21 protein-coding genes are annotated in these 23,747 nt (G+C 49.8%); 13 read left to right on the top strand and 8 right to left on the bottom strand.

Going from position 1 to position 23,747, the window contains the following annotated elements; genetic code table 11:
* Positions 1-11: 11 nt before the first annotated feature.
* The 8 genes from FP815_14525 to FP815_14560 form a co-directional block, all read right to left on the bottom strand.
* Positions 12-1,811, bottom strand: coding sequence for a copper resistance system multicopper oxidase (locus FP815_14525; protein MBA3016143.1), 1,800 nt, complete (start codon positions 1,809-1,811; stop codon positions 12-14).
* Between the two features lie 179 nt (positions 1,812-1,990).
* Positions 1,991-2,404 (bottom strand): hypothetical protein, encoded by a 414-nt coding sequence (locus tag FP815_14530; GenBank protein MBA3016144.1) that lies wholly within the window; start codon positions 2,402-2,404, stop codon positions 1,991-1,993.
* Positions 2,405-2,474: 70 nt separating this feature from the next.
* Positions 2,475-5,141 (bottom strand): heavy metal translocating P-type ATPase, encoded by a 2,667-nt coding sequence (locus FP815_14535; protein ID MBA3016145.1) that lies wholly within the window; start codon positions 5,139-5,141, stop codon positions 2,475-2,477.
* Between the two features lie 76 nt (positions 5,142-5,217).
* Positions 5,218-5,400 carry a hypothetical protein gene (locus FP815_14540; protein ID MBA3016146.1) on the bottom strand — a complete coding sequence of 61 codons (183 nt, stop codon included), beginning with the start codon at positions 5,398-5,400 and terminating at the stop codon, positions 5,218-5,220.
* Between the two features lie 126 nt (positions 5,401-5,526).
* Entirely contained in the window at positions 5,527-5,868 is a 342-nt protein-coding gene (locus FP815_14545) for a YHS domain-containing protein (GenBank protein ID MBA3016147.1), read from the bottom strand.
* Positions 5,869-6,065: 197 nt separating this feature from the next.
* Positions 6,066-7,145, bottom strand: coding sequence for an HD domain-containing protein (locus FP815_14550; protein ID MBA3016148.1), 1,080 nt, complete (start codon positions 7,143-7,145; stop codon positions 6,066-6,068).
* Entirely contained in the window at positions 7,129-8,490 is a 1,362-nt protein-coding gene (locus tag FP815_14555; GenBank protein ID MBA3016149.1) for an NAD(P)/FAD-dependent oxidoreductase, read from the bottom strand. Before FP815_14555 ends, FP815_14550 begins: the two co-directional genes overlap by 17 nt.
* Before the next feature lie 55 nt (positions 8,491-8,545).
* Entirely contained in the window at positions 8,546-8,953 is a 408-nt protein-coding gene (locus FP815_14560) for a MerR family transcriptional regulator (protein MBA3016150.1), read from the bottom strand.
* A 140-nt stretch (positions 8,954-9,093) separates the two neighbouring features.
* On the opposite strand from FP815_14560, the gene FP815_14565 reads away from it, so the two are divergent.
* The 13 genes from FP815_14565 (at position 9,094) to FP815_14625 (ending at position 23,360) form a co-directional block, all read left to right on the top strand.
* Positions 9,094-10,116: a DUF1566 domain-containing protein gene (locus FP815_14565; GenBank protein MBA3016151.1), complete on the top strand. Its 1,023-nt coding sequence runs from the start codon at positions 9,094-9,096 to the stop codon at positions 10,114-10,116.
* 52 nt (positions 10,117-10,168) lie between these two features.
* Entirely contained in the window at positions 10,169-10,324 is a 156-nt protein-coding gene (locus tag FP815_14570) for a transposase (GenBank protein MBA3016152.1), read from the top strand.
* A gap of 335 nt (positions 10,325-10,659) precedes the next feature.
* Entirely contained in the window at positions 10,660-11,001 is a 342-nt protein-coding gene (locus FP815_14575) for a helix-turn-helix transcriptional regulator (GenBank protein ID MBA3016153.1), read from the top strand.
* Between the two features lie 583 nt (positions 11,002-11,584).
* Positions 11,585-12,985 (top strand): TolC family protein, encoded by a 1,401-nt coding sequence (locus FP815_14580; protein ID MBA3016154.1) that lies wholly within the window; start codon positions 11,585-11,587, stop codon positions 12,983-12,985.
* 14 nt (positions 12,986-12,999) lie between these two features.
* Positions 13,000-14,292 (top strand): efflux RND transporter periplasmic adaptor subunit, encoded by a 1,293-nt coding sequence (locus FP815_14585; GenBank protein ID MBA3016155.1) that lies wholly within the window; start codon positions 13,000-13,002, stop codon positions 14,290-14,292.
* Between the two features lie 15 nt (positions 14,293-14,307).
* A complete protein-coding gene (locus FP815_14590; GenBank protein MBA3016156.1) occupies positions 14,308-17,412 on the top strand; it encodes an efflux RND transporter permease subunit in 3,105 nt (1,034 codons plus the stop codon).
* Between the two features lie 2 nt (positions 17,413-17,414).
* A complete protein-coding gene (locus FP815_14595) occupies positions 17,415-17,744 on the top strand; it encodes a P-II family nitrogen regulator (protein MBA3016157.1) in 330 nt (109 codons plus the stop codon).
* A gap of 94 nt (positions 17,745-17,838) precedes the next feature.
* Positions 17,839-18,237, top strand: a complete 399-nt coding sequence (locus FP815_14600; protein MBA3016158.1) for a hypothetical protein — start codon at positions 17,839-17,841, stop codon at positions 18,235-18,237.
* Between the two features lie 42 nt (positions 18,238-18,279).
* On the top strand, positions 18,280-20,412 hold the full coding sequence (gene cadA / locus FP815_14605) for a cadmium-translocating P-type ATPase (protein ID MBA3016159.1): 2,133 nt from the start codon (positions 18,280-18,282) through the stop codon (positions 20,410-20,412).
* Positions 20,413-20,562: 150 nt separating this feature from the next.
* Entirely contained in the window at positions 20,563-21,000 is a 438-nt protein-coding gene (locus tag FP815_14610) for a disulfide bond formation protein B (GenBank protein ID MBA3016160.1), read from the top strand.
* Entirely contained in the window at positions 20,997-21,650 is a 654-nt protein-coding gene (locus FP815_14615) for a disulfide bond formation protein DsbA (protein ID MBA3016161.1), read from the top strand. Before FP815_14610 ends, FP815_14615 begins: the two co-directional genes overlap by 4 nt.
* 47 nt (positions 21,651-21,697) lie before the next feature.
* Entirely contained in the window at positions 21,698-22,201 is a 504-nt protein-coding gene (locus FP815_14620; protein MBA3016162.1) for a TlpA family protein disulfide reductase, read from the top strand.
* A 229-nt stretch (positions 22,202-22,430) separates the two neighbouring features.
* The gene (locus FP815_14625) at positions 22,431-23,360 is read left to right on the top strand and encodes a 4Fe-4S binding protein (protein ID MBA3016163.1); all 930 of its coding nucleotides are present in this window, start codon (positions 22,431-22,433) and stop codon (positions 23,358-23,360) included.
* Positions 23,361-23,747 lie beyond the last annotated feature (387 nt).

The raw sequence follows: 23,747 nt of genomic DNA on the forward strand, positions 1-23,747 counted from the left end.
GTCGGCCTCTCTTAACTGACGACAACTTTACGGAACATGCCCAGCATGTGATAGAGCAGATGGCAGTGATAGGCCCATCCACCTCTGGCATCGGCGGTCACCAAATAACTGATCTTGCTGCCCGGCTGCACAATCACCGTGTGCTTGCGGGGGATGTGCCGACCATCGCCAGTTTCAAGCTCGCTCCACATACCGTGCAGATGCATGGGGTGGTTCATCATGGTGTCATTGACCAAAGTGATGCGCAGCCGTTCGCCGTAGGTAAGACGAAGCGGCTCGGCCTCACTGTATTTGATCCCGTTGATCGACCACATGTAGCGGGCCATATTGCCGGTCAGATGCAATTGAATCTCTCGTGACGGCTCGCGTGGGTCCAGGGTGGGAGAAATATTTCGCAGGTCGGCGTAGGTGAGTGACCGGCGACCATTATCCCGCAACCCGACGCCGGGATCATTCAGCCGAGACTGTGCACTTGCTACCCGGGCATCCACATGGGGGCCGAACTCGGTGGCCGCATGCACCACTTTCGCATTGCTTCCTTCTCCCGCTGAGCCAAGCATCGTCATCCCGGCGCCCATCCCTGCCATGTCATGCATACTGTGATCCATGCCGGGCATCATGCCGCCATGCGACATCTCCCCCATGTTCATAGCCCCCATATCCATACCCATGTCCTGGTGGCCAAGAATTGGGTACTGATCAAGCGGCGGTGGTTCCATGGACAGTGATGGATCAGGGGTCAACGTGCCACGGGCATAACCGGTTCGATCAAGGGCTTGGGCGAAAACGCAGTAGGCCCGGTCATCCTTGGGGGCCACGATTACATCATAGGTCTCGGCTACGCCAATGCGGAACTCATCGACAGTCACCGGCTCGATATTCTGGCCGTCGGCGGCGACCACAGTCATAGCAAGACCTGGGATACGCACATCGAAAAAGGTCATGGCCGAACCGTTGATAATACGAAGGCGAACTTTTTCACCACGCTTGAACAGGCCGGTCCAGCCGGAGGCAGGCGTTTGGCCGTTCATCAGGAAAGTATAGGTATAACCAGTCACATCTGAGAGATCCCGGTCGCTCATCCGCATTCGGTTCCACATGGCCCGCTCGGACCAGGTACGGGACACGCCTTTCTCTTGGATGTCGCGGCTCACATCACCCATAGTTCGTTCGGCAAAATTGTAATAGCCGCTCATCTTCTTGAGGGTGGCATATATATCAGCCGGGTCTTCATCGGACCAGTCAGACAGCATGATCACGTAGTCGCGGTCGTAGCTGAACGGCTCTGGTTCCAGTGGTTCGATGATCAGCGGTCCGTAAAGCCCAGTCTGCTCCTGAAATCCGGAATGGCTGTGGTACCAGTAGGTGCCGCTCTGTTTAACATCAAACTGGTAGCGGAAGGTCTCACCAGGGGCAATTCCCTTGAAGCTGATATCGGGTACTCCGTCCATGGGCGCCGGGAGGATGATCCCGTGCCAGTGGATGGAACTTGTCTCCGTCAACCGGTTGGTGACATCCAACGTTACCTGATCCCCTTGCCGCCAGCGCAGCACGGGCCCTGGCACTGAACCGTTCACAGCCGTGGCCATACCGTTTATGCCGGTGAAGTTGACGGGCGTGGAGGCCAAGGTTAGATCAAATTGTTTGCCACGCAGGATCGGCTGTGCCGCATAGGAACCGGCCGCAGCCAACAACCGATCGGGGATCCCCCCCAGGCCCAGCAGCGCCCCACCCATCATCATGCCTTTGACAAAGCGGCGGCGCGGCAGAATGAGCGTGCCGGGATCAAAGAACGGGCTTTTTTTTATCATGGGCACGCCTCCAGACGTGGTTAAAAAATGACGCCGAATCAAAAGGGGTTCTCAAAACCTAGATGCCTTTATCCCGTTCCCCTATTCTTAGAAAGATCTGTGGGGAGCGGGGTAAAGAACGCATTTAGCACCTCAATACCTGACCGAAAGATGGTAATTTTCTCCGGCCAAGTGTGAACTCATTTCATCATCATTTCATGTTGTGTCATCATGCCGTTCATCATCTCCTGCATCATCATCATTTTATTCTCCATCATTTTCATATGGTCCTCCATGGATTTGCCGGATTCTCCCCCCATCATCTTGCCCTTGTCGCTCATCATGCAGCATTGCCCCTTCATCATGTTCATGCCATCCCGCATCATTTTCATGTGCTGGTGCATAAGTTCTTTTCGTGCTGCAGGGTCTTTTTCCGTTTCGATTTTATTGCGCATTTCCTGCATCTGCTGCATGGAGGTGTCAACTTTTTCCGTATTCATTTGGGCCATCTCAGGAGCAGCCTGATTTTTGGGATGATGCGCCTCCTCGGCCAAAACTGGTAGGCTGATGGCAAGCATTGACAATAAAGAAGCGGTTAGAAACATTTTCTTCATCTTTGTTCTCCTCATACAAGGTTAGTGTTAAAAGGGGCATGATGCCCCTTAGCCAATGTTGTTGTTTTTATTAAATCTTCGTCCGCCGTAATCGTAAGGCATTACCGATCACCGAGACCGAGGAGAGACTCATGGCTGCCGCTGCAATCATGGGTGACAGCAGAATGCCCAGGAAGGGATAGAGTACCCCAGCTGCTACCGGCACACCTAAGGCGTTATAAATAAAAGCAAAGAAGAGGTTCTGCTTGATGTTGGCCATGGTGGCGCGCGAGAGTTTCCTAGCACGGATGATCCCGGTCAGATCGCCTTTGACCAAGGTGACTCCGGCCGATTCCATGGCCACGTCGGTGCCGGTACCCATGGCAATACCGACGTGAGCCTGGGCCAGGGCGGGTGCGTCGTTGATGCCGTCACCGGCCATGGCAACCATGCGGCCTTCATCCTGGAATTTTTTCACCACCGCCGCCTTCTCATCGGGCAGCACCTCCGCCACGACTTGGTCAATCCCTAGTTTGGCGGCCACGGCTTCGGCTGTCGCCCGATTATCGCCGGTCAGCATCACCACAAGCATGCCCTCTTCGTGCAATTGGCGGATAGCGGCTGGGGTGCTCTCCTTGATCGGATCGGAGACGGCCAGCAGACCAGCGAGTTTGCCATCGGCGGCCACGAACATGACCGTCTGCCCTTCCTTGCGCATCTCTTCAGCACGATTGGCGAGAGCTGCGGTATCAACACTGAAATCTTCCATCAGTTTGAGATTGCCCAGTAATACCTTTGCCCCATCGACAGTGCCGGAGACCCCCTTGCCGGTATGCGAATCAAAATCAGCGGCGTCAACAGGCGTACTCTTTCGCTCCACTGCCCCGGCCACGATGGCTGCGGCCAACGGATGCTCGCTAGCCTTTTCCAGGCTAGCCGAAAGAATTAACAGGCGCTCCTCTGTCATGCCGCTCGCAGTGACCACGCCGGTCAATTTCGGCTTGCCGAGGGTCAAGGTGCCGGTCTTGTCTACCACCAGGGTGTCGATTTTACGCATGGTTTCGATTGCCTCAGCATTCTTGAATAACACTCCCATGGTGGCGCCTTTACCGGTAGAAACCATGATCGACATCGGGGTAGCAAGGCCTAAGGCGCACGGACAGGCGATAATCAGCACCGATACCGCCGCGATCAAGGCATGCGCGAGCCGCGGGTCAGGACCAACGGCGTACCATACACCAAAGGCAGCAAGCGCAATCGCGATCACCACCGGCACAAAGTATCCGGCTACGATGTCGGTAAGCTTCTGAATCGGTGCCCGTGAGCGCTGGGCCAGGGCCACCATCTTGACGATTTGAGCGAGCAGGGTGTCACTCCCTATCTTTTCGGCCCGCATGGTAAGGCTACCAGTGGCATTGACTGTCGCGCCGATCACCTTGTCATCTTTTTGCTTTTTGACTGGAATCGGTTCGCCGGAGATCATCGATTCATCCACCGAGCTTGTACCGTCGACTACCATGCCGTCGACCGGCACCTTCTCGCCCGGTCGGATACGGAGCACATCGCCAACCTGGACGTGTTCCAAGGGGATATCGATCTCGGTACCATCTTCATTGATTTTACGGGCCGTTTTCGGTGCTAACCCCAACAACGCCTTGATGGCGGCACCGGTTTGGCTACGAGCCCGCAGCTCCATGACTTGTCCCAGTAATATCAAGGTGACGATTACCGCCGCCGCCTCGAAATAGACTCCCACCGCGCCATCAGAACCACGCATGGTGGCAGGGAAAATTTCTGGGAAAAGAACAGCAATCAGACTGTAAATATAGGCTACGGATACACCCAGGCCGATCAAAGTAAACATGTTGAGGCTTCTGTTGATTATCGATTGCACCGCCCGTACATAAAAGACCCAGCCAGCCCAGAGAACCACTGGCGTCGACAGAATCAGTTCCAGCCAGCCAAGGGTGCGAGGAGAAGCCAGATTTTCGATGAGATGCCCGCCCGGCAGCATCTCCCGCATGGCGATAATCACCAGCGGCACGGTAAGCACCGCGCCGAAAATAAAGCGCCTGCGCATAAAGTCGTACTCGGGATTTTCATCGTCCTGATCGAGGCTGATGGTGCGGGATTCTAGGGCCATGCCACACTTGGGGCAGGAGCCGGGGGTCTCCTGCACGATCTCAGGATGCATAGGGCAGGTGTATTCGGTGCGGGTCTCATTTGCCGCCGGAGTCATGGATTCGAGGGCCATACCGCATTTAGGGCAGGCCCCCGGTGAGTCCTGTTCAATTTCCGGATGCATAGGGCAGGTATAGACGCGACCTCTATCATCCAGTGTCTTTTTCGGCTGGTCATTTTCTGTTTTTTCACCGGTATAGTGTTTGGGATCGTTTTTGAATTTCCCCAGGCACCGTTCGCTGCAAAAATAGTATGTGTTGCCGCCATGATGGTGGGGGGTAAAAGCGCTCTCGTCTTCGGTATGCATGCCGCAAACCGGGTCGGTAAAAACAGACGCTACTGCAGAATTTTCATGTGAGAAAGGTTCCTCACTGGCTACAAACTTTGCGGGGTTTTCCTGAAAAGTCTTAAGGCAATGATCACTGCAGAAGTAATAAGTTGTTCCTTTGTGCTCTTGAGAAATAAATTCGTCTGGTGCATCAGTTGACATGCCGCATACGGGATCTTTCCGTTCTGTTTTTGTAACCTCAGCATGTGAATGTTCTTCATTGTTATGATGATGTTGGCCTGAATTCATATCCCATCTCCTTTTTGGTTCTGCAAAATTTATGGGGCTGCTGGAAATCGTATTTTAAAAATCAACTTCACATTTTTTAGGACAACTTATTATAAATCCATCCAAATAATACGAAAAAGACAAGGCTTATTCCTGCAGCTTCCAGCATGCCAGTGATTATTCCCATTGGCGTCAGGGAAAAAAACATATGCCACTGACGCATCATCTCAACCGCTCCTGAGTAAATGCCTAAATTGCCGAATATACCGAGTATCAGCATGCTCAGAGCAGAAACCAGCGCCGCTGCGATTCCCAAAGCAAACACATTCAGTTTATTATTCATGATCTACCTCCTTATCCTGTTCGTCTTTTCTTTTTTGTCCCAAACAGTACACAGTGATTGTTATCAATGGTGTTGGTGTGTTCCTTGAGAATGACTCATATATTTTTCGGGATTCAGATCAAACAGGTTTTTGCAGCGATCAGAGCAGAACCTGACCGTCTGCCCCAAATGTTCACTATTAAGGGTTGGCTCATTTTCGGTTATTTCCATGCCGCATACCGGGTCTTTGCCGGATAGCATCTCCACACCCTTTGAGGACATCTCATGTGATGCATGATTGCCATGGCCGGACTCCTTGCCATGCCCGCCATGATCATGGCCGCCACAACAGCCACCGCCTTTTTTCATCATAAAATACACAACCGCACCAATTGCCAAAAACCATAGAACGCTTCCTGTTGTCATAACCCACCTCCATGTTTTTTTATTGATCTTAATTGTAAAATAAACATTGGACTATAGTGTAAGGTCAAGGGTGCCTCTGGTTTATTTTTGTGTGCCTCTCTCTGCCCCCCTATTTGAAGCATTAGGGGAACGCGGGAGAGTACCGAAAATCGACTGCCACAGTCACGGCAACGGTTCATGCTGCAGGCAATGACGTCTTAAAGCTTGGAGAAGGTTTGCAGTGTGCGAAAAGTTGCGAGCAATTCTGGGTCGAAATGGCTGCCGCCATCCAATTCAAGGATGTCCAGAGCATCAGGCCCTGCCGAGGCTTGGCGATAAGGTCGATTGGTAGTCAGGGCGTCAAAGGCATCGGCAATGGCGATGACTCTGGCCTGTAGCGGGATTTTATCCCCTGACAGTCCGTCCGGATATCCACTGCCATCAAACCATTCATGGTGATGGAGCACTCCGGGAATGACCTCTTTCATTTCCTCGACATACCCCAGAATCTTAGCTCCGATTTGGGGATGATCATCCATTTTTCGTTTTTCCTCAGCCGTTAATCGACCAACCTTCCGCAGGATCGAGTCATCGATGCCGATCTTGCCGACATCATGGAGGATAGAGGAAAAGTGCAGAGCCGTCTTTTCTTCTCGGCTAAAGTTGAGTGATTCAGCCAGCAGGAGCGAATATTTGCTCACTCGCTGAGTATGGCCGCCGGTGTATGGATCACGACTGTTAATCGCCTCAGCCAACGCTTCTGCTGTGTGCAAAAAAGTGGAATGCAGTCTTTCATGCAAACTGGCATTTTCCATTGCCACCGATGCCTGGCTGCCAATTGAACAGAATATTTCCAGTTCAATTTCGGAAAAATTTATTTTGCTACCGACAATCCCCAGTAAACCAGATGCTTTCCCTTCTATTTCGAGGGGAGCAAAAATCATCTCAAGCAGGTGAGGGTAGGTGCTGTGTAATAATTGACGATCTGGGGTGGACAGAACCTCTTCTAGCGTGATGACGCTGCCTTTGTGAACTAAGCAATGATCAAAAAGATGGATGTTTTCAAACCGATTCGCTGGTAGTTCAGACGATTTGAAACCAAAGGACTTATGGATGGTTAATGATTGTTTCTCCTCGTTACGCAGCAGGAGAAGTGCCTTGTCCGACCTCATGAGTTGAGAAGTCTTCTGGAGAAGCACCTCTTCGACCAGGTCAATCTCCAAAGTTGAATTGATCGCCTTTGACAAATCATGTAGGGCTCTGAAGGAGTGAATTACGGTTTCATTTTCTGATGTCATCTGTTTTTTGCCCTGTCAGAGTTTTCCTTGTCTCGCAGATGAATGGAATGATAAGTCTGATGCTTCGATCATAACTTATATAATTCCAAGCCCAGTTAACAACGGCTATGATTTTATTACGAAAACCGACGAGAGTCAGCAAATGAACAAACAGCCAGGTCAACCAGGCAGGGAAACCGCCGAAAGAAAATCCAGCTCTTTCGACAATGGCGCGATTTCGACCAACCGTGGCCATGACGCCATGGCTTTTGTAGGTAAAGGGTGTTAGTTGACTGTCTCCTTTTTGGGCGAGGGCAGCCAGATTTGCCGCCAGATTGATGGCTTGCTGAATGGCAACCGGGGCAAGCATGGGATGGCCATCCGGCGTCTCTTGTGTGATCACGGCGGCAACATCGCCGATTGCATAGATATCATCGTATTCTGTAACTCTGTTGTAAGAGTCCACCTTGATACGCCCTCTGAAAATGATTTCATCTCTATCCAAACCTACAGGGATATTGCCGGTCACGCCAGCTACCCAGATTAGCAGTTTCGAGTCGAGTTCTCTGCCGTCAGAGGTACGCGCGGTTTTACCGTCATAGGTTATGATTTTTGTGTTGAACCACATGGTAACAGAAAATTTTTCGAGGGCTTGGCGGGCAAGGAGTGAGGCTTTTGACGACATGCTAGCCGAGAGCCGGTCAGAAGCCTCGATCAGATGTATCCGCATCATGCTCAAATCGAGTTCTGGGTAGTCAGTGGGGAGGATAAATTTCTTCAGCTCGCCGATTGCTCCGGCGATTTCAATGCCTGTCGGACCTCCACCGACAATAATGATGTTCATCAGACTTTCTCGTTCGGCAGTGTCATTGGTCAACAGTGCATTCTCAAAGTTTCTGAAAAGGCGTTGCCTGATGGCGATGCCCTGTGAAATTTCTTTCATGGAGAGGGCATGTCCTGCCAGATCTCGCATGCCGTAAAAATTGGTGCGAGCTCCTGTGGCAACAACCAGAAAATCATACTTCAGACAACCGGCACTGGTCCTCACGACTTTATTTTCAGGGTCGATTCGTTCGACTTCCACCATTCGGAAATGAAAGTTTTTCTGGTTCTGAAAGATTTTGCGGAATGAATTCGCCACGGAATCCGGTTCGAGCATTGCTGTTGCTACTTGATACAATAACGGCTGAAAGGTGTGAAAATTGTTTCTGTCCAACAGCACGATTTGCAGATCGGCTGTTTTCAGGTGCTGTGCCAAGTGCAATCCAGCAAAACCTCCCCCGACGATTACCAGACGTGGCCTGTTCTCATCAGCAATGGTGATGGAGATATCGAGTTCCGAGGGTGAGCAATTGTTCTGTGTCAAAGCATTTTTCGGTGTTGCAAATACTGTTTCGAGATCATGTGGTGTGCCCACAATCCTATCCTTCGCTGTTGTTTAGCGCTGCGAGGATTGGACATCCTGCCAATGGTCCATGGCCGTTACACTCGGAAGCCAGGTGTTCAAGTGCTGCTTTGATCCGAGTCAGGTCTTGGATCTTGCTGGTAATGTTTTCAATTTTGGTAAGGGTGCGCTTTTTGATGTCCGTTCTGGTACTATGTGGGTCATGCTGGAGACTCAATAGCTCCTTGATCTCATTTAGAGTGAAACCGAGCACCTTGGCTCTTTTAATGAATCTTAACCGCGCTACTTCGCCTTTGGGGTATACCCGATAATTTGATTCTGTTCTTGGCGGCGGGGTGATAAGCCCCTGGCGTTCGTAAAAACGCACGGTCTCGATCCCTAGAGCAGCCTCTTTGGCCAATTTTCCGATGGTCAATCCGTCCACATTTGCCTCCTACCTTTTTTATTACGAATCAAAAACGTCTCCGATGCAGGAAACCATGGATAATGATACATGGTCAAGAGTTTAATGCGGTGTATATTGGCATAAAAATGACTGTACAGATAGTTTTATAGGAGGTTTTCTTGTTATTCCACACCGGGCAGACACACTGCTATGACGAGGCAGGGAAAGAAATTCCATGCCAGGACAGTGGCCAGGATGGCGAGTTCCGTATCGGGGCATCATGGCCTGAGCCCAGGTTTGTTGCTCTCGGGGGAACGGTCCTCGACCAACTCACCGGATTGATCTGGTCAAGGGATGCTAACCCCAACGTCTTTCCGGTTACCTGGCAGGAGGCGCTTGAAGGGATCGCCGCCATGAACGATAGCAATTACCTTGGCTACAACGATTGGCGCATGCCCAATCGGCTCGAACTGCGCAGCCTGATGAGCTATCAAACCAAGAAACCTTCCCTGCCATCTGGCCATCTATTTGAGAATATATTTCTTGGCTGGTACTGGACATCAACTTCAGCGGCAATTCATTTGGACTATGCCTGGTATGTACACCTGGAAGGGGCAAGGATGTTTTATGGCAGAAAAGACCAATATTATCTTTTCTGGCCGGTGAGGGGAGAAGGGAATGGTCTGTTGCACCGGACTGGACAAACACACTGTTTCGATATCCAGGGTAAAATAATTTCAGGTACCGGTAGCGGCCAAGATGGCGATTACCGTCTCGGCCATGATTGGCCTGTTCCCCGCTTTGTGGCGGGAAAATTGACTGTTTTGGATCGACTGACAAATCTCTGTTGGGCTCGAAAAGCAGATAGCAGCAATGGCCCGGTCACTTGGCATCAGGCCCTTGCCGTGGTCCAGCGGTTGAACAAGGACAGATTAGCCGGACTTAACCGATGGCGGTTACCCAACATCAACGAGCTGGAATCTTTGGTAGATTGTGCGGCTCACACCCCGGCACTGTCTGCTGATCATCCATTCATCAACCTACGAGACAGCTATTGGTCAGCTACCACCAGTTTTTTCGAAACAGATTGGGCGTGGGTTCTCTATCTGGAGAAAGGTGCCTGCGGTGTGGGTTATAAGCCAGGAAAGACATTTTTTGTCTGGCCAGTGAGTCTGGCTGATTCTTCAGCGGGATCAAGATGAAGCTTGCCTGTGTTACGATCATCAATTTTGAGGTGGCAAAAAAAATGAACAAATCTTTTTGCCTGCCTGCGACTCGGTCAACGAGGCTCACAGGCTGACCATGCATTATCTGGACTGGTCCAATCAAGCAAGGCCCCATTCACAATTGAACAAAACGCCTGACAAAGCGTACGCAGTGATGATGCCACCGCCCGAACATGCAGCATGAAATCAAACAGAGGTTTGGTGTCCATTATTGACAACCGACCCCAATCGTCAAGGTTAGTAAATCCTTGAACACATTTTGTGTACCCTTCCTAGGAAGTTACGACATCGTCTTTGCCTTTACTGACGGAACTCATGCCAAAGCTTCATTTTTGGTGTTTCGCTTCAATTGTCGAAAATGGACTTTCATGCCGCTTGATTGCTCTAAGTGAGAACTTGATCTCAAATCCTCTAAACTACGGTCATCGTAGATTTTCCCGTGGCATGAACCGATATTCGAGTCTATGGATATCAATAAAATTCTTGACATTGAAATGATTGTTCATATATTAGAGTTTCATGGGAACTATCGGGCTAAATAAAATGCTACCCAAACCTGCAGAGAATGCAGATGATCTCGCGCAACTTTTTGCCATTTTGGGAGATGCAACGCGGGTGCGTATTTTATTTCTGATCCGCGATTCCGAGATGCCTGTTCAGGACTTGGCAGATACTCTTGAGATGACTCACTCGGCAATTTCTCATCATCTGCGGTTATTGCGTCTTCATCATATAGTTAGAGGGCGCAAAGTTGGAAGGAGTGTTTTTTATTCACTAGAAGACAAATGTGTTTGGAATCTTCTGGAATCCGGGGAGTCACATTTGCGGCATGATACTTTTGGAGAAAATGTGAAAAAATGACCTTCTGGCCCAAAACAAACCAACTCATCACAGGGGTACTTCTCATTCTGCTAATGAGTGTGACCCTTGCCATTCCTTCAGGATCGCATCTTCAGTTCTGTTTTGGTGATAACGGTCATTTTGATGTCGCACTGAATTCTTGCCATGACGTTCCTTCCCCACAACAACAAAGCACGTCTTTATCTGTCCAAACCCATCATGGTGAGTGCCTAGATCTTACTGTGGTCTGCGATTCCTCCGAAAGATTCGTCAGGCATTCGGACCATTTCGTCATACATAAAACAAAAACTACGAACGTTCCTCCCCAAACGTCAGGACTTCTCGCCAGCGCATTTTTCGCATTACCCACTCTGTCCAGGAACCGCATATCTCTTTTTTTATCCCCTCAAACCTCCCCATCGTTACATCTCGCTTCTCTCCGCACGATCGTGCTCCTTATCTGATTTCTCTCCAGTAGTTTCCCTAAACAGTACAAGAGGAGGGATGCGTAAGATTGCATCTCAATTTCAACCGAGTTCGTAACCACCCAAAATTATGTCGTAATTTTACTAGGGTGGAGAAAACTTTGAATGGAGAATTATATATGGATTGCAGAAAACTCTGGGTTCCCGTCGCGATAGCTTTGTTTGCTGCTGGATGCGCCACTCAGCACCCAACAATGGCGCGAAGCCTTACGGACACCGCTACGACTCAACCCACTATAATCACAGAAATTCAACTATCCAAAATTTCAGCGGATTCACCACCCGCCTCCGAAGTTGCTTCTCAATCTTTGATTATCGAAAAACTTACTTTGACCAAAGCCCTAGCCCTGGCTCTTCAGCACAATCCTACACTCGCTGGTTTTGCCGAGGAGATTCGTGCCCGAGATGCTGCTGCCTTGCAGGCAGGTTTATCACCAAACCCTAACCTTGGCGTGGAAATTGCGAATTTCGCCGGGCAGAATGACCTTAGAGGCTTTGATGGTGCAGAGACAACCATTGCCCTTTCTCAATTGATTGAACTGGGGGACAAGAGGACCAAGCGGCGCCATGTGGCCGTTTTGGAGAAAGATCTTGCCGCTTGGGACTACCAAAGCACAAAACTTGATGTGCTCGCAGCTACCGCCAAAGCTTTCATTCAGGTGCTGGTGGCCCAAGAGCAGGTCTCTTTGAACGATGAATTGGTCAAATTGGCTGAAAAAACTGCAGCCGCAGTTGGCGAAAGGGTCGATGCAGGCAAGGTGTCGCCCTTGGAAAACACCCGAACACAAGTTGAATTGGCAGCGGCGCAAAGCGAGGCCAACAAGACATCCCGGGAATTAGAAGTCGCCAGACGACGCCTAGCCGCTTTTTGGGGTGCGGATCGATCTGAATTTGTCGAGGTTGTCGGCGACCTGACCACAATTACACCACTTCCTCCCGAAACAATGCTCCAGACATTTTTGGCGCGCAACCCAGATTTGAATCGTTGGGAAAGCGAACTTGATCGAAATAAATCTGCTCTAGCTCTGGCCCGCTCAGAGGCTGTTTCCGATTTAAGCATCAGTGCTGGTGTTAGAAATTTTCGTGAGTCAAATACAAGCGCACTTGTAGTCGGCATTGACCTGCCGCTTCCCTTGTTTAATCGCAACCAAGGGGGCATCGGCGAAGCTCAGGCGAATGTCGAAAAGGCCCGTCATGAACAACGGGCTGCCAAAGTTGCTTTGCAGACCGAATTGTCTGAAATGTGGCAGAACCTAGCTGCCTCTTATGTCGAGTCATCGACCCTTCACGATAAAATTCTTCCCGGAGCGCTGGAAGCTTTTGAGGCAACCGATTTCGGATACCGTGAGGGAAAGCTAGACTTTCTACAGATGCTCGATGCCCAGCGCACCCTTTTTACAGTTAAGAGGCAGTATCTGTTGGCACTGGGGAACTACCACATAACGCGCTCTAACGTGGAGCGGCTTATTGGTGCACCGATCAAGAGCCTTCAAAATCCTACAATTACAAAGAATAACTAAGGGAGCATACAGAGATGAAGAACAAATATACCATTTTGGGGGCTGTCGTTATCTGTGCTTTAGGCCTTGGCGTGTCATTATGGAGCCCGACCGCATCAGCGGAACAAGCGGCAGACACTCATGATCATGAAAGTCACACCCAGGACAAACACCCAGCCAACGAAAAAGAAGCTGAACATGCCGATCATAATGATGATGCAGAAAAGGATGCCCACGCTGAGTCAGAAGGCAAAGCTGAACATGGCGAGGAGGTAGTCCGCCTTTCTGATGAGGAATTGACAGAATTTGGTATCACGTTGGAAGTCGCCAAAGCGGGTTCTCTCGACCAGTACATCAACCTGCCCGGAGAAATTGTTCTTAATGCCGATCGCATGGCCCATGTGGCTCCTCGGGTTGCAGGTATTGTCCGTGAAGTACAGATAACTGTGGGAGACAAGGTTAAGGCCGGAGATTTGATGGCAGTGATCGAAAGCCGCGAATTGGCAGATGCCAAGGCGACATTCCTGGCCACCAGTGCTCGTGAGACACTTGCACAAGGGAATTTCCAACGCGAAGAGCGCTTGTGGGGAAAAAAGGTGACCAGCGAGCAGGAGTACCTTGACAGTCGTCAGGCCTTGGCAGAGGCACGCATCACCAAAAACTCGGCAGAGCAGCAATTGCACGCACTGGGGATTTCCGATCCTGAGCTCAAAAAAATATCCGGACATCCAGATGCCACCTACACCCGGCTTGAAATCAGAGCACCATTAGCTGGAACGATTATCGAAAAGCATATGACCCTCGGAGAAAACGTCAATGCCGATACCGGTGTATTTACCATCGCTGACCTTTCCACGGTGTGGGTCGACATCAATGTTTACCAGAAGGATCTGATCAATGTTCGCAAAGGGCAGGCTGTGGTAATCGACATCGGTCACGGCATTCCTTCAGCTACTGGAACGATCGCTTGGGTCGGCCCTCAAGTGGACGAGACGACACGCACGGCCAAAGCGCGAATGGAACTCGTAAACCAGGACGGCGATCTCCGCCCTGGTCTGTTTGTGACCGCTAAGGTGGCGGTGGGCAGCACTTCCGCAGGCATCGTCGTTCCTAAAGGCGCGTTGCAGACTTTCGAAGGAGGGACCGTGCTCTTTGTCCGTACGGACAAAGGGTTCGAACCTCAGCCGATCGAAGTCGGACAACAAAACAGCACTACGGTAGAAATCCTCTCCGGGCTCAAGGCTGGCCAGACTTACGTGAGCCAGGGGGCCTTCACCATTAAGGCGCAGCTATCCAAGGGTGCCTTCGGCGACGGCCACAACCACTAAGGAGAAGGGATTATCATGGAAAAACTCATTCATTTTGTTCTGCGCAGTCGATTGCTGATGAGCGTACTCGGTGTACTGGTACTGGCCGCAGGCTGGTTCAGTTATCAACAATTGCCGGTCGATGCCTTTCCGGACGTCACCCCGGCCCTGGTCCAGGTTTTCACCGAAACCGAGGGTCTTGCCCCCGAGGAGGTGGAGAAATATGTCACCTATCCGGTAGAAACAGCCATGAACGGATTGCCTCGCCTTAAGGAAATCCGCTCAATATCAAATTTCGGCTTGTCAGTCATTAATATCTACTTTGAGGAAGGAACTGATATCTATTTTGCCCGGCAACTAGTTGGCGAGCGCTTGCAGATGGCTCGCGAACAGATTCCCGAAGGGTTTGGCGTCCCTGAAATGGGGCCGATTGCCACCGGCTTAGGACAAATTCTCTTCTATGTACTTGAAGATGAAAAGGGCCAGCGCTCCCCGGAAGAGATGCGAGAAATCCAGGATTGGCTGATCAAGTTTAATCTACAGACCGTGGCAGGCGTGACAGAGGTGCTCTCTCTCGGAGGAGAGGTTAAGCAGTTTCAGGTTCGCGTACGCCCCGCAGACTTGCTTCGCTACGACTTGAGCATTGGTGAGATAACGGAAAAAGTGCAGGCCAATAACGGCAACGTCGGAGCACAATTTCTGGTCAAGAACGCCGAAGAATATATTATTCGCTCAGTCGGTCTTGCTGAAAAAATTTCTGACTTGGAACGTATCGTACTTAAGGTGCAGGACGGGACGCCGGTCTACCTTGAGCAGGTGGCAGATGTGGCTATCGGCGGCGAAATTAGACGGGGGCTTGCCACCATGAACGGCAAGGGAGAAGTCGTAGTCGGTATGGTTCTCAAGCTGATCGGCACTAATACCTCCACGGTTATCGCCGACGTGAAGTCCAAACTTGCCGAAATCAACAAAGTTCTGCCCGAAGGGGTGAAGGTGGTTCCTTATTATGATCAGGCCACTTTGGTCGCCAAATGCGTGAAAACGGTAACTGACTCCCTAATTTTTGGTGTAATTTTGGTCACCGGGGTGCTCTTGATCTTCATGGGAGGGATACGGGCAAGCCTCGTAGTGGCCCTGTCCATCCCTTTTTCGATCTTCTTCGCCTTTATTATGATGAAGATCTTTGGGATCAGCGCCAATTTGATGTCTCTGGGCGGACTGGCCATTGCAATCGGTATGATGGTCGATGCCACCATCGTCATGGTTGAGAACGTTGACCGAATGCTGAGGGAGGCCGAGCCGGATGATTCTCGAATGGCAATTGTTGCTCGAGCTTGTAGCGAAGTGGGGCGCCCAATCATTTTTGCTATCGTTATTATCGTCATTGTCTTCTTACCACTGTTCACCTTGCAAGGAGTAGAGGGCAAGACCTTCAAGCCACTGGCGCAAACGGTGGCGTTGGGCATGTTTGGCTCACTGCTTTATGCCATGCTACTGGCACCGGTGGCATCCCATATACTGATGCGCCGTCCCAAGTTAGACGCTTCTTCCGGGGAAGTACCAAAGGAGGCTTGGGTTGTGCGTGTAATGTTGCTGCCCTATCGACCGGTAGTGAGCCTTTTCGTCCGATATCGGTCATTGGCAGTAGGGCTTGCGATATCCATGCTTGTCTTAGGTGCCTTGGTGCTACCGCGCCTCGGCTCAGAATTTGTGCCGCGTCTCGACGAGGGCGACCTATTGATTCGCGCCACCATGGCTCCGTCGATCTCCATGGAGGAGTCACGCGACACCATGCTACGATTTGAAAAACGACTGATGTCGCAGTTTCCGGAAGTGACACGAGTGGTTTCTCGAGTCGGCCGTGGTGAAGTCGGCGCTCACGCCGATCCGGTCAACAGCGCTGAATCATTTGTCTCATTAAAGCCACAAGAACAATGGACAAGTGCTAAGACACCCGATGAACTCTATGCCTTAATCAGCGAGGCTTTTGAGTCATTTCCCGGGGCCCAATTCAACGTCACGCAGCCTATCGCGGCGGCAGTCGACGAACTACTCACCGGCACCAAGGCCGAGTTGGCCATCAAAATATTTGGGCCTGACATGGACATCCTCAAGGAAAAAGCGGCTGAAATCGAGGCGGTTATCCGGACAATTCCCGGCGCCGCAGATATTCAAAAAGATCAGGTGACCGGGACGCCGCAGTTGAAAATTAGCATCGACCGTCAGGCCATCGCCCGTTACGGCATCAATGTCGAGGATGTGCAGGACGTCATCCGAGTCGCTGTGGGGGGTGAGACTGCCGGGCAGATGTTTGAAGGAATACGTCGTTTTGATATTACCGTGCGCTTCGCTGAGGAAGCACGGAAGGATGCCGATGCGATTCGCCACCTCCTGATCGCCGCCCCCGGCGGAGCCAAGGTGCCTCTCGATCAGCTTGCCTCCATTGAGGAAATTGTCGGACCGCGCCAGATCACCCGCGAAAATAACCAACGGTTCATCACCGTCCAATGTAATGTGCGAGGCCGTGACATTGGCTCTTTTGTTGCTGAAGGCCAGCAAGCCCTTGCAGAAAAAGTGCAAATGCCGACGGGCTACCTGGTCAATTGGGGAGGACAATTCGAACTACAGCAGGAGGCCAACAAACGCCTAGCTCTCGTGGTGCCAGTCACCTTGCTGGTTATTCTCCTTTTGTTGTTCATGAATTTCGGTTCGCTGAAAAACACCTTCCTCATTCTGTTTAATATCCCGTTGGCCCTGGTCGGTGGGTTAGTAGCATTGTGGCTCACCGGACAGAACCTTTCTGTACCCTCGTCGATTGGTTTTATTGCCTTGTTTGGCATTGCCCTGGAAAACGGCATGGTTCTGGTCACGTACCTCAATCAATTGCTTCGTGATGGGGTGCCGGTGAACGAGGCGTCGATTCGCGGGGCCTGTCTACGGCTGCGCCCAGTGCTGATGACTGCCATCACCACTGCTCTTGGTCTCATCCCTCTGCTGTTCAGCTCGGGAACCGGTAGCGAAGTACAGCGTCCCCTGGCAACGGTAGTAACCGGCGGGCTTATCACCTCTACTATCTTAACGTTGCTCGTGATTCCGGCCCTTTACAAGTGGTTTTCTGTTCAAGTGGAAAAGGAGATTTAAACATGAAAGAGATCAAAGCGTACATTGCCAAACACAAGTTGAATGACGTTACCCGTGCGCTCCATAAGATCGATGGTTTGTCTGGCATGAGTGTTGTTGAGCGCTATGGCTATGGGATTGGTTGGGCCAAGGCAAAGGAGTCTGGGCTGACTGACTTTCACCCAGGGGTCAAAGTCGAGGTCATTTGCCAAGACGATCTGGTTGAAAAGGTAATCTCAGCCATTGAGAAGGCCGCGCATACCGGCCTCAAGGGCGATGGCAAAATCTACGTAAGCACCATTGAGCAAGCCGTACGAATCAGCAGCGGTGAACGCGGCGATGGAGCCGTTTAAGAGCTCAGCGTCCCATAATTTGTTCTGAAAAAGGTCAGCGCTGGTCTTCGACCACGATGGTGACCAGCGCTGACTATGGTCAACGAGGTAAGAAATGAAAGATTTTCTTTTCAAAATATATATAGCTGCCATCGCATGCCTAATGATGCTGTCCGGCTGCGCAATTACCCCAAACCTCTTAGATAAGGACTTCACCAAGGAAATGGTTCCAAGCCGCCAAACATATTTCAGTCAGGTTTGGGCGGCAGAAGGCAATAACGAATTCAGGGTTTCGGGGAAAATCCACCTGAAAGGCAGCATGGGATTCAATGTCCCGGATTATGTGGAGGTGACTTTGGTGGATGAAAAGGGTGCGGTTGTCGAGAGTCAAAAAGTACCATACTACCCAAGAAGACTAACTGGTCGGAAGCGCCACCTAGCAGCGCGTTTTACCGCTCATTTCACAGAAACGCCTCCTAGTGGAACTATCATCCGCCTGAGCAATGTGAATTGACTAGGCCAAAGATAACCAAACTCCTTATGGAATGGCTTCATTATGAACCGAATACAGATCGAGCGTTATGATATTGATAATTTGGACTGCGCTACCTGCGCTGCCAAAATTGAGCAAGAACTGAAAAAAACCGATGGGGTTGAGGACGCGGTTCTTGATTTCGCCACACTTACGTTACTTCTCAAAGCAACCGATACCCAAAAGGCTTTAGCGGTAATCAGCCGTATTGAACCGCAAGTCAAGTTCACGCGGAGAGACAAAGGAGGGAATAAGCAGGAAGCTCATGATCATTCAACGGCCAGCAATTATCGAAAAGAGATTGGAATTATAATTACTTCCGGCATCATTTTCGTCGGTCACATGGTGTTTGAAAACCGTTTTCACGCCCTGCTTTGGCCCTGGGTGGAATATGTAGTCGTATGCACAGCCTATTTTCTGGCAGGCTGGAATGTTTTCCTTGGAGCGATACGCTCGATTCGGCGAGGACTTTTATTCGACGAAAATGTACTAATGATTATTGCTACGGTAGGAGCTATGGCGATTCATGCTCTATCCGAGGCAGTCGGAGTGATGTTGTTTTTCAAAGTCGGAGAACTGCTACAAAATATGGCCGTATCCAAGGCGAGGCGGTCGATTCGCGGAGTTTTGGCCGCCAGGCCGGACCGAGCATTGGTGAAAAATGACAGCGGTTTTAGCGAAATATCTCCAGGTCAAGTCAAGGTGGGCGATATCATCTTGGTCAAACCGGGGGAAAAGGTTGCCCTTGACGGGGAGGTGGTAGAAGGGATCTCCCAGGTGGACACATCGCCGTTGACCGGCGAGCCGGTTCCAGTTCAAGCACGCCCCGGCGACTCCGTTATGGCGGGCACCATCAACACAGCCTCTGCCTTGATGGTGCGGGTGACAAAACCTTTTGAAGCGTCTTCCATCGCCCGGGTATTGGAGTTGGTGGAAAGCGCAACCGCCCGTAAGGCGGTCACCGAAAAGTTCATTACCACCTTTGCCCGCTATTACACCCCGGCAGTGGTGGCCATCGCCACGATAATTGCCGTAGTTCCACCCTTGCTGATAGCTGACGCCCAATTTACAACATGGGTCTACCGGGCGTTGGTGATACTGGTCATTTCCTGCCCGTGCGCACTGGTGGTCAGTATTCCCTTAGGCTATTTCGGCGGAATCGGTTGGGCCTCGCGTAGCGGAATTCTAGTCAAGGGGTCGATGTTTATCGATGTCCTTGCATCAGTAAAAACAGTTGTTTTTGATAAAACAGGCACATTGACTCGCGGAGTTTTTATGCTGGACAGGGTGGTTACAGTTAATGGCTTTTCTGCCGACTATCTCCTGCAATTGACTGCCGCTGCCGAACTGCACTCCACCCATCCCATCGGCAAATCTATCGTTGCCGCCATGAACGCCAAGGGGCTTGCCATCAACGAGGCGCTGGTAAGCGATCACGTCGCCATCCCTGGTATTGGAGTTAGTACCGTTTATGAGGGGAAGAGTATCACCGTTGGCAGTGACGCGCTTTTGCATAAAATGGGAATCGACCACGAACAATGCATTGTTGAAAGCACCGTGGCCCACGTGGTGGTAGATAATCAGTACGCCGGTTACATTGTGATCGGGGACCAGTTAAAAGCGGATGCCAAGCAAGCTATCCGCCTACTCCGGCAAAACGGCGTTGATAAAATTATCATGCTGACGGGGGATAATGAATCAGCGGCGGCACACGTGGCTAAGGACTTGGAACTGGATCAATTCCATGCCGGGTTACTCCCAGAGGATAAAGTCCGCATATTCGAACAGATTTGCGCCCAAGAAAAAAGCAACGGCAAGGTAGCCTTTGTGGGTGACGGGATCAACGACGCACCCGTCTTGGCTCGTGCTGATGTAGGCGTAGCCATGGGAGCCCTTGGCTCAGATGCCGCCATCGAAACCGCAGATGTAGTCCTAATGACCGATTCCCCTGCTAAAATGGCAGAAGCAATACGTATTGCTCGGCATACTCGCCGCATTGTCTGGCAAAACATTGCCTTGGCCTTTTCGGTTAAAGGCCTTTTTCTATTGTTGGGAGCCCTTGGGATGGCCTCCATGTGGGAGGCAGTATTTGCAGACATGGGCACCGCACTTCTCGCTCTGCTCAATGCCTCGCGAGTGTTTCGTAAAGTAGATTGAAAAAATGGGCATTATCAATTTAGTATAGACATGTGAAATTTCACATACAGATTGGGAAATTTTTTCCAGACAAACCAGGCCAACGCCCCCCATGCCTCAAAGGGCAGAAGGCTCATTTTATCCAATCACTACTTTAGAGGGATCTTTATTATGACCCAATCAGATCAAACATCAAATCGAAACTGGTCTCTTCTTTTTCTTTGTTGGGTTGTGGCCAGCATGTCAACCTTGGGGAGTGTATTTTTCAGCTACGTAATGGAGTTTGCGCCCTGTGTGTTGTGTTGGTATCAGAGAATATGCTTGTTCCCTTTAGTTATCATTTTAGCAGTAGGCCTGTTTCCTTTTGACAAAGGAGTTGTGCGATATTCTCTCCCTCTAGCGATAGCGGGCTGGCTAACGGCATGTTATCATAACCTATTGTACTCAGGAATTATCCCGAAGAGTCTCACTCCATGCAGCAAGGGCGTTTCCTGCACCGAAGAATACATCAATCTTTTTGGTTTTCTCACAATACCAATGCTTTCGCTACTTTCATTTTCAGCAATCATCGCTATTTTACTTATCTTACAAAGGAGGATATCTAAATGAAGTATGTAATGTTTGGCATTACAAGTCTTGCGTTGTTCTTTGTCTTTGTGTTTGCCAGTTCCTACTACAAGGGATATCAGGCTGAAAAATACGGATTCATGGCTAAAGAAAACGCTACAACTTTTGTCAGAGAGCACTCTCAAACGCTTGGGAGTGATGATGCGAAAGTCTATCTTGTTGAGTTTATGGACCCTGCCTGTGAAACCTGCGCAGCTTTTTCTCCCCTGGTGAAGAAAATCATCGCCGCGAATCCCGGCAAAATTAAACTTGTTCTTCGCTATGCCCCTTTTCATGATGGTGCTGATTATTTTGTCAAGATTCTTGAGGCAGCTAAAAGACAAGGGAAATATTGGGAGACCTTAGAGGTAATGTATGCGTCTCAACCAAACTGGGCCAGTCACCACAACCCGAAACCTGAACTGATTTGGCAATTTCTTCCTCAAGCTGGACTTGACATTGAACAAATCAGGAAAGATATGAATGATCCAGCAATTGCCAAACTCATTGAACAGGATATTGCCGATGCCAAAACGCTTAGTGTTCAGAAAACTCCAGGGTTCTTTGTTAACGGGAAACCCCTCCAGACTTTTGGTTACGAGAATTTGCTTCAATTGATTCAAGCTGAAATTATTGCCAATTATCCGAATTAATTAATCAACTGTGCCTGCAAAGGCCATTTTTGAGGCTAAAGTTCATTATGAAAAAAGTATCACTATTACTTTTGTTTTGTCTGTCTTTGCTTGTTTTTGGCTGTGGACAGAAGCCAAAGGTAGCTACAATTGGCGAGGCTGCACCGGATTTCACCCTTGTGGACAGAAAAGGTAAAACCTGGACACTTTCTGAGCTTAAGGGACAGGTAGTTTTTGTGAATTTCTGGGCAACCTGGTGCCCTCCTTGCCGCGAGGAAATGCCTTCAATGCAGAAACTTTACACAATGCTGCCAGGGGATAAATTTAAAATGCTGGCGATCTTAAATAAAGACGACCCAGCACTGGCGGATTCTTTTGCTGCAAAGCTTGGCATTACAATGCCAATCCTTAACGACCAACAGAATACAATTGGTCCCAAATATGGACTTACCGGAGTCCCTGAGACTTTTATTGTTGATAAGCAGGGTATCCTTAGAGAAAAATATATTGGCCCCGCACAATGGGACTCTCCTGGGGTCGTTCAAATGTTGACGAACTACATCAGCCAGTGATGACACGAACTCTATCCCCGTGTCCGTCTTAGACTGAACCGTCACGATGCCAACCGTTTAAACGGGTAATGAAAATGCGCAAAGAAAAAGCGATAATCAGAACCGCTCCGCTTGTTGCAATATTTGTTTTTTTGATCCTTACGATTATCGGGATCAGTTTGGGCGAGCCATCACGTGTTCTTGAACAGGCAACGCAAATTTGCTTATCCTGTATCGGAATAGGATAGTTATGGATCTCGTTCGTAAATTGGTTCAAGCCCTATTTTTCTTTATTAGCAATGGGTTCTGGAATTTTCCTATTACCAGAGGTATTTACCAAGGGCCACTAAAGGTCGTTTGCTCGCCAGGACTCAATTGTTATTCCTGCCCAGCGGCAACAACCTATTGTTTTCTCGGCTCCCTGCAGCAACTCCTTGCCGGAGTTCGAATGGCCATTGAAAACAGCCAATTTTTTGTTGGTTTTTATGTAGTAGGAAGCATGGGGCTAATCGGCAGCTTTGTAGGTCGAATGGTATGCGGGTGGGCCTGTCCATTTGGTCTGTTGCAGGAGCTTCTCTACAAAATTCCTTCACGGAAGTTTGGTGTTTGGCCTCCCTTACGCTACGTAAAATATGGACTCTTGCTTTTCATGGTTATCCTCCTTCCTCTCTTTGAAATTGATGCAGTCGGACTTGGAGCTCCTTGGTTTTGCAAGTATTTCTGTCCGGCTGGCACCCTGGAAGCCGGATTCCCGATGCTTATTTTGCAGCCTGATCTTCGAGCCACCTTAGGCCCGCTATTCTTTAACAAGCTCTTTATTCTTGTTATTTTTATAGTCTGGGCCGTTTTTGCCAGTCGGCCTTTCTGCCGAACGGCCTGCCCTCTTGGTGCATTCTATGCCCTGTTCAGCAAAATAAAACTGGTCAAATTAAGACTTAATTCCACCCAATGTACGAATTGTGCCGCCTGCCATAGTGTCTGCCCGATGGGGGTACGATTTAATGAGTCCCCCGACGACATGGAATGTATATCCTGCCTGGCCTGCAGTAAAGCCTGTAAATTCAATGCAATTGATCTTGAAATTGGTGGTGTGGCAATCACAAACCAATCATTTGCAGGTGGTCCTAGAAACAAAAAGAATCCTCAAGGATCCTTTTTTCGAGTCACCAACGATCATTGACAATCTCTCACCCTGACTGATATCTTTTCAAGAGCCACGTCAACCTTTGTGTCGTCGGTAGTTTTCATGAAAAAATCATGTTCTAAGGCACAGGGGACTCACTTACTTCCATCGACACCCCATTCTTCTCGAACTTAATCAGTAATTACCTTGCATCGGCATCTTACCAGGATCTCGGTCATTACTTCCCCTGATGTTTCTTCACTTAGGAAGCCCAAGCCGCATCTTCACTCCCTCCAAAAATAAATTGGGTATTTTTGACTAAAACCGCGAAGGGTCAAGTTTGGACGAGATAAACTTATCATATCAGATTGTTAGCACTGCCAACTTCCGACACCACCAATTGACTGATAATCCGCTCAAGATCAATGATAACGCTGATTTCCT

The organism is Desulfobulbaceae bacterium, from assembly GCA_013792005.1.
Taxonomy (GTDB): domain Bacteria; phylum Desulfobacterota; class Desulfobulbia; order Desulfobulbales; family VMSU01; genus VMSU01.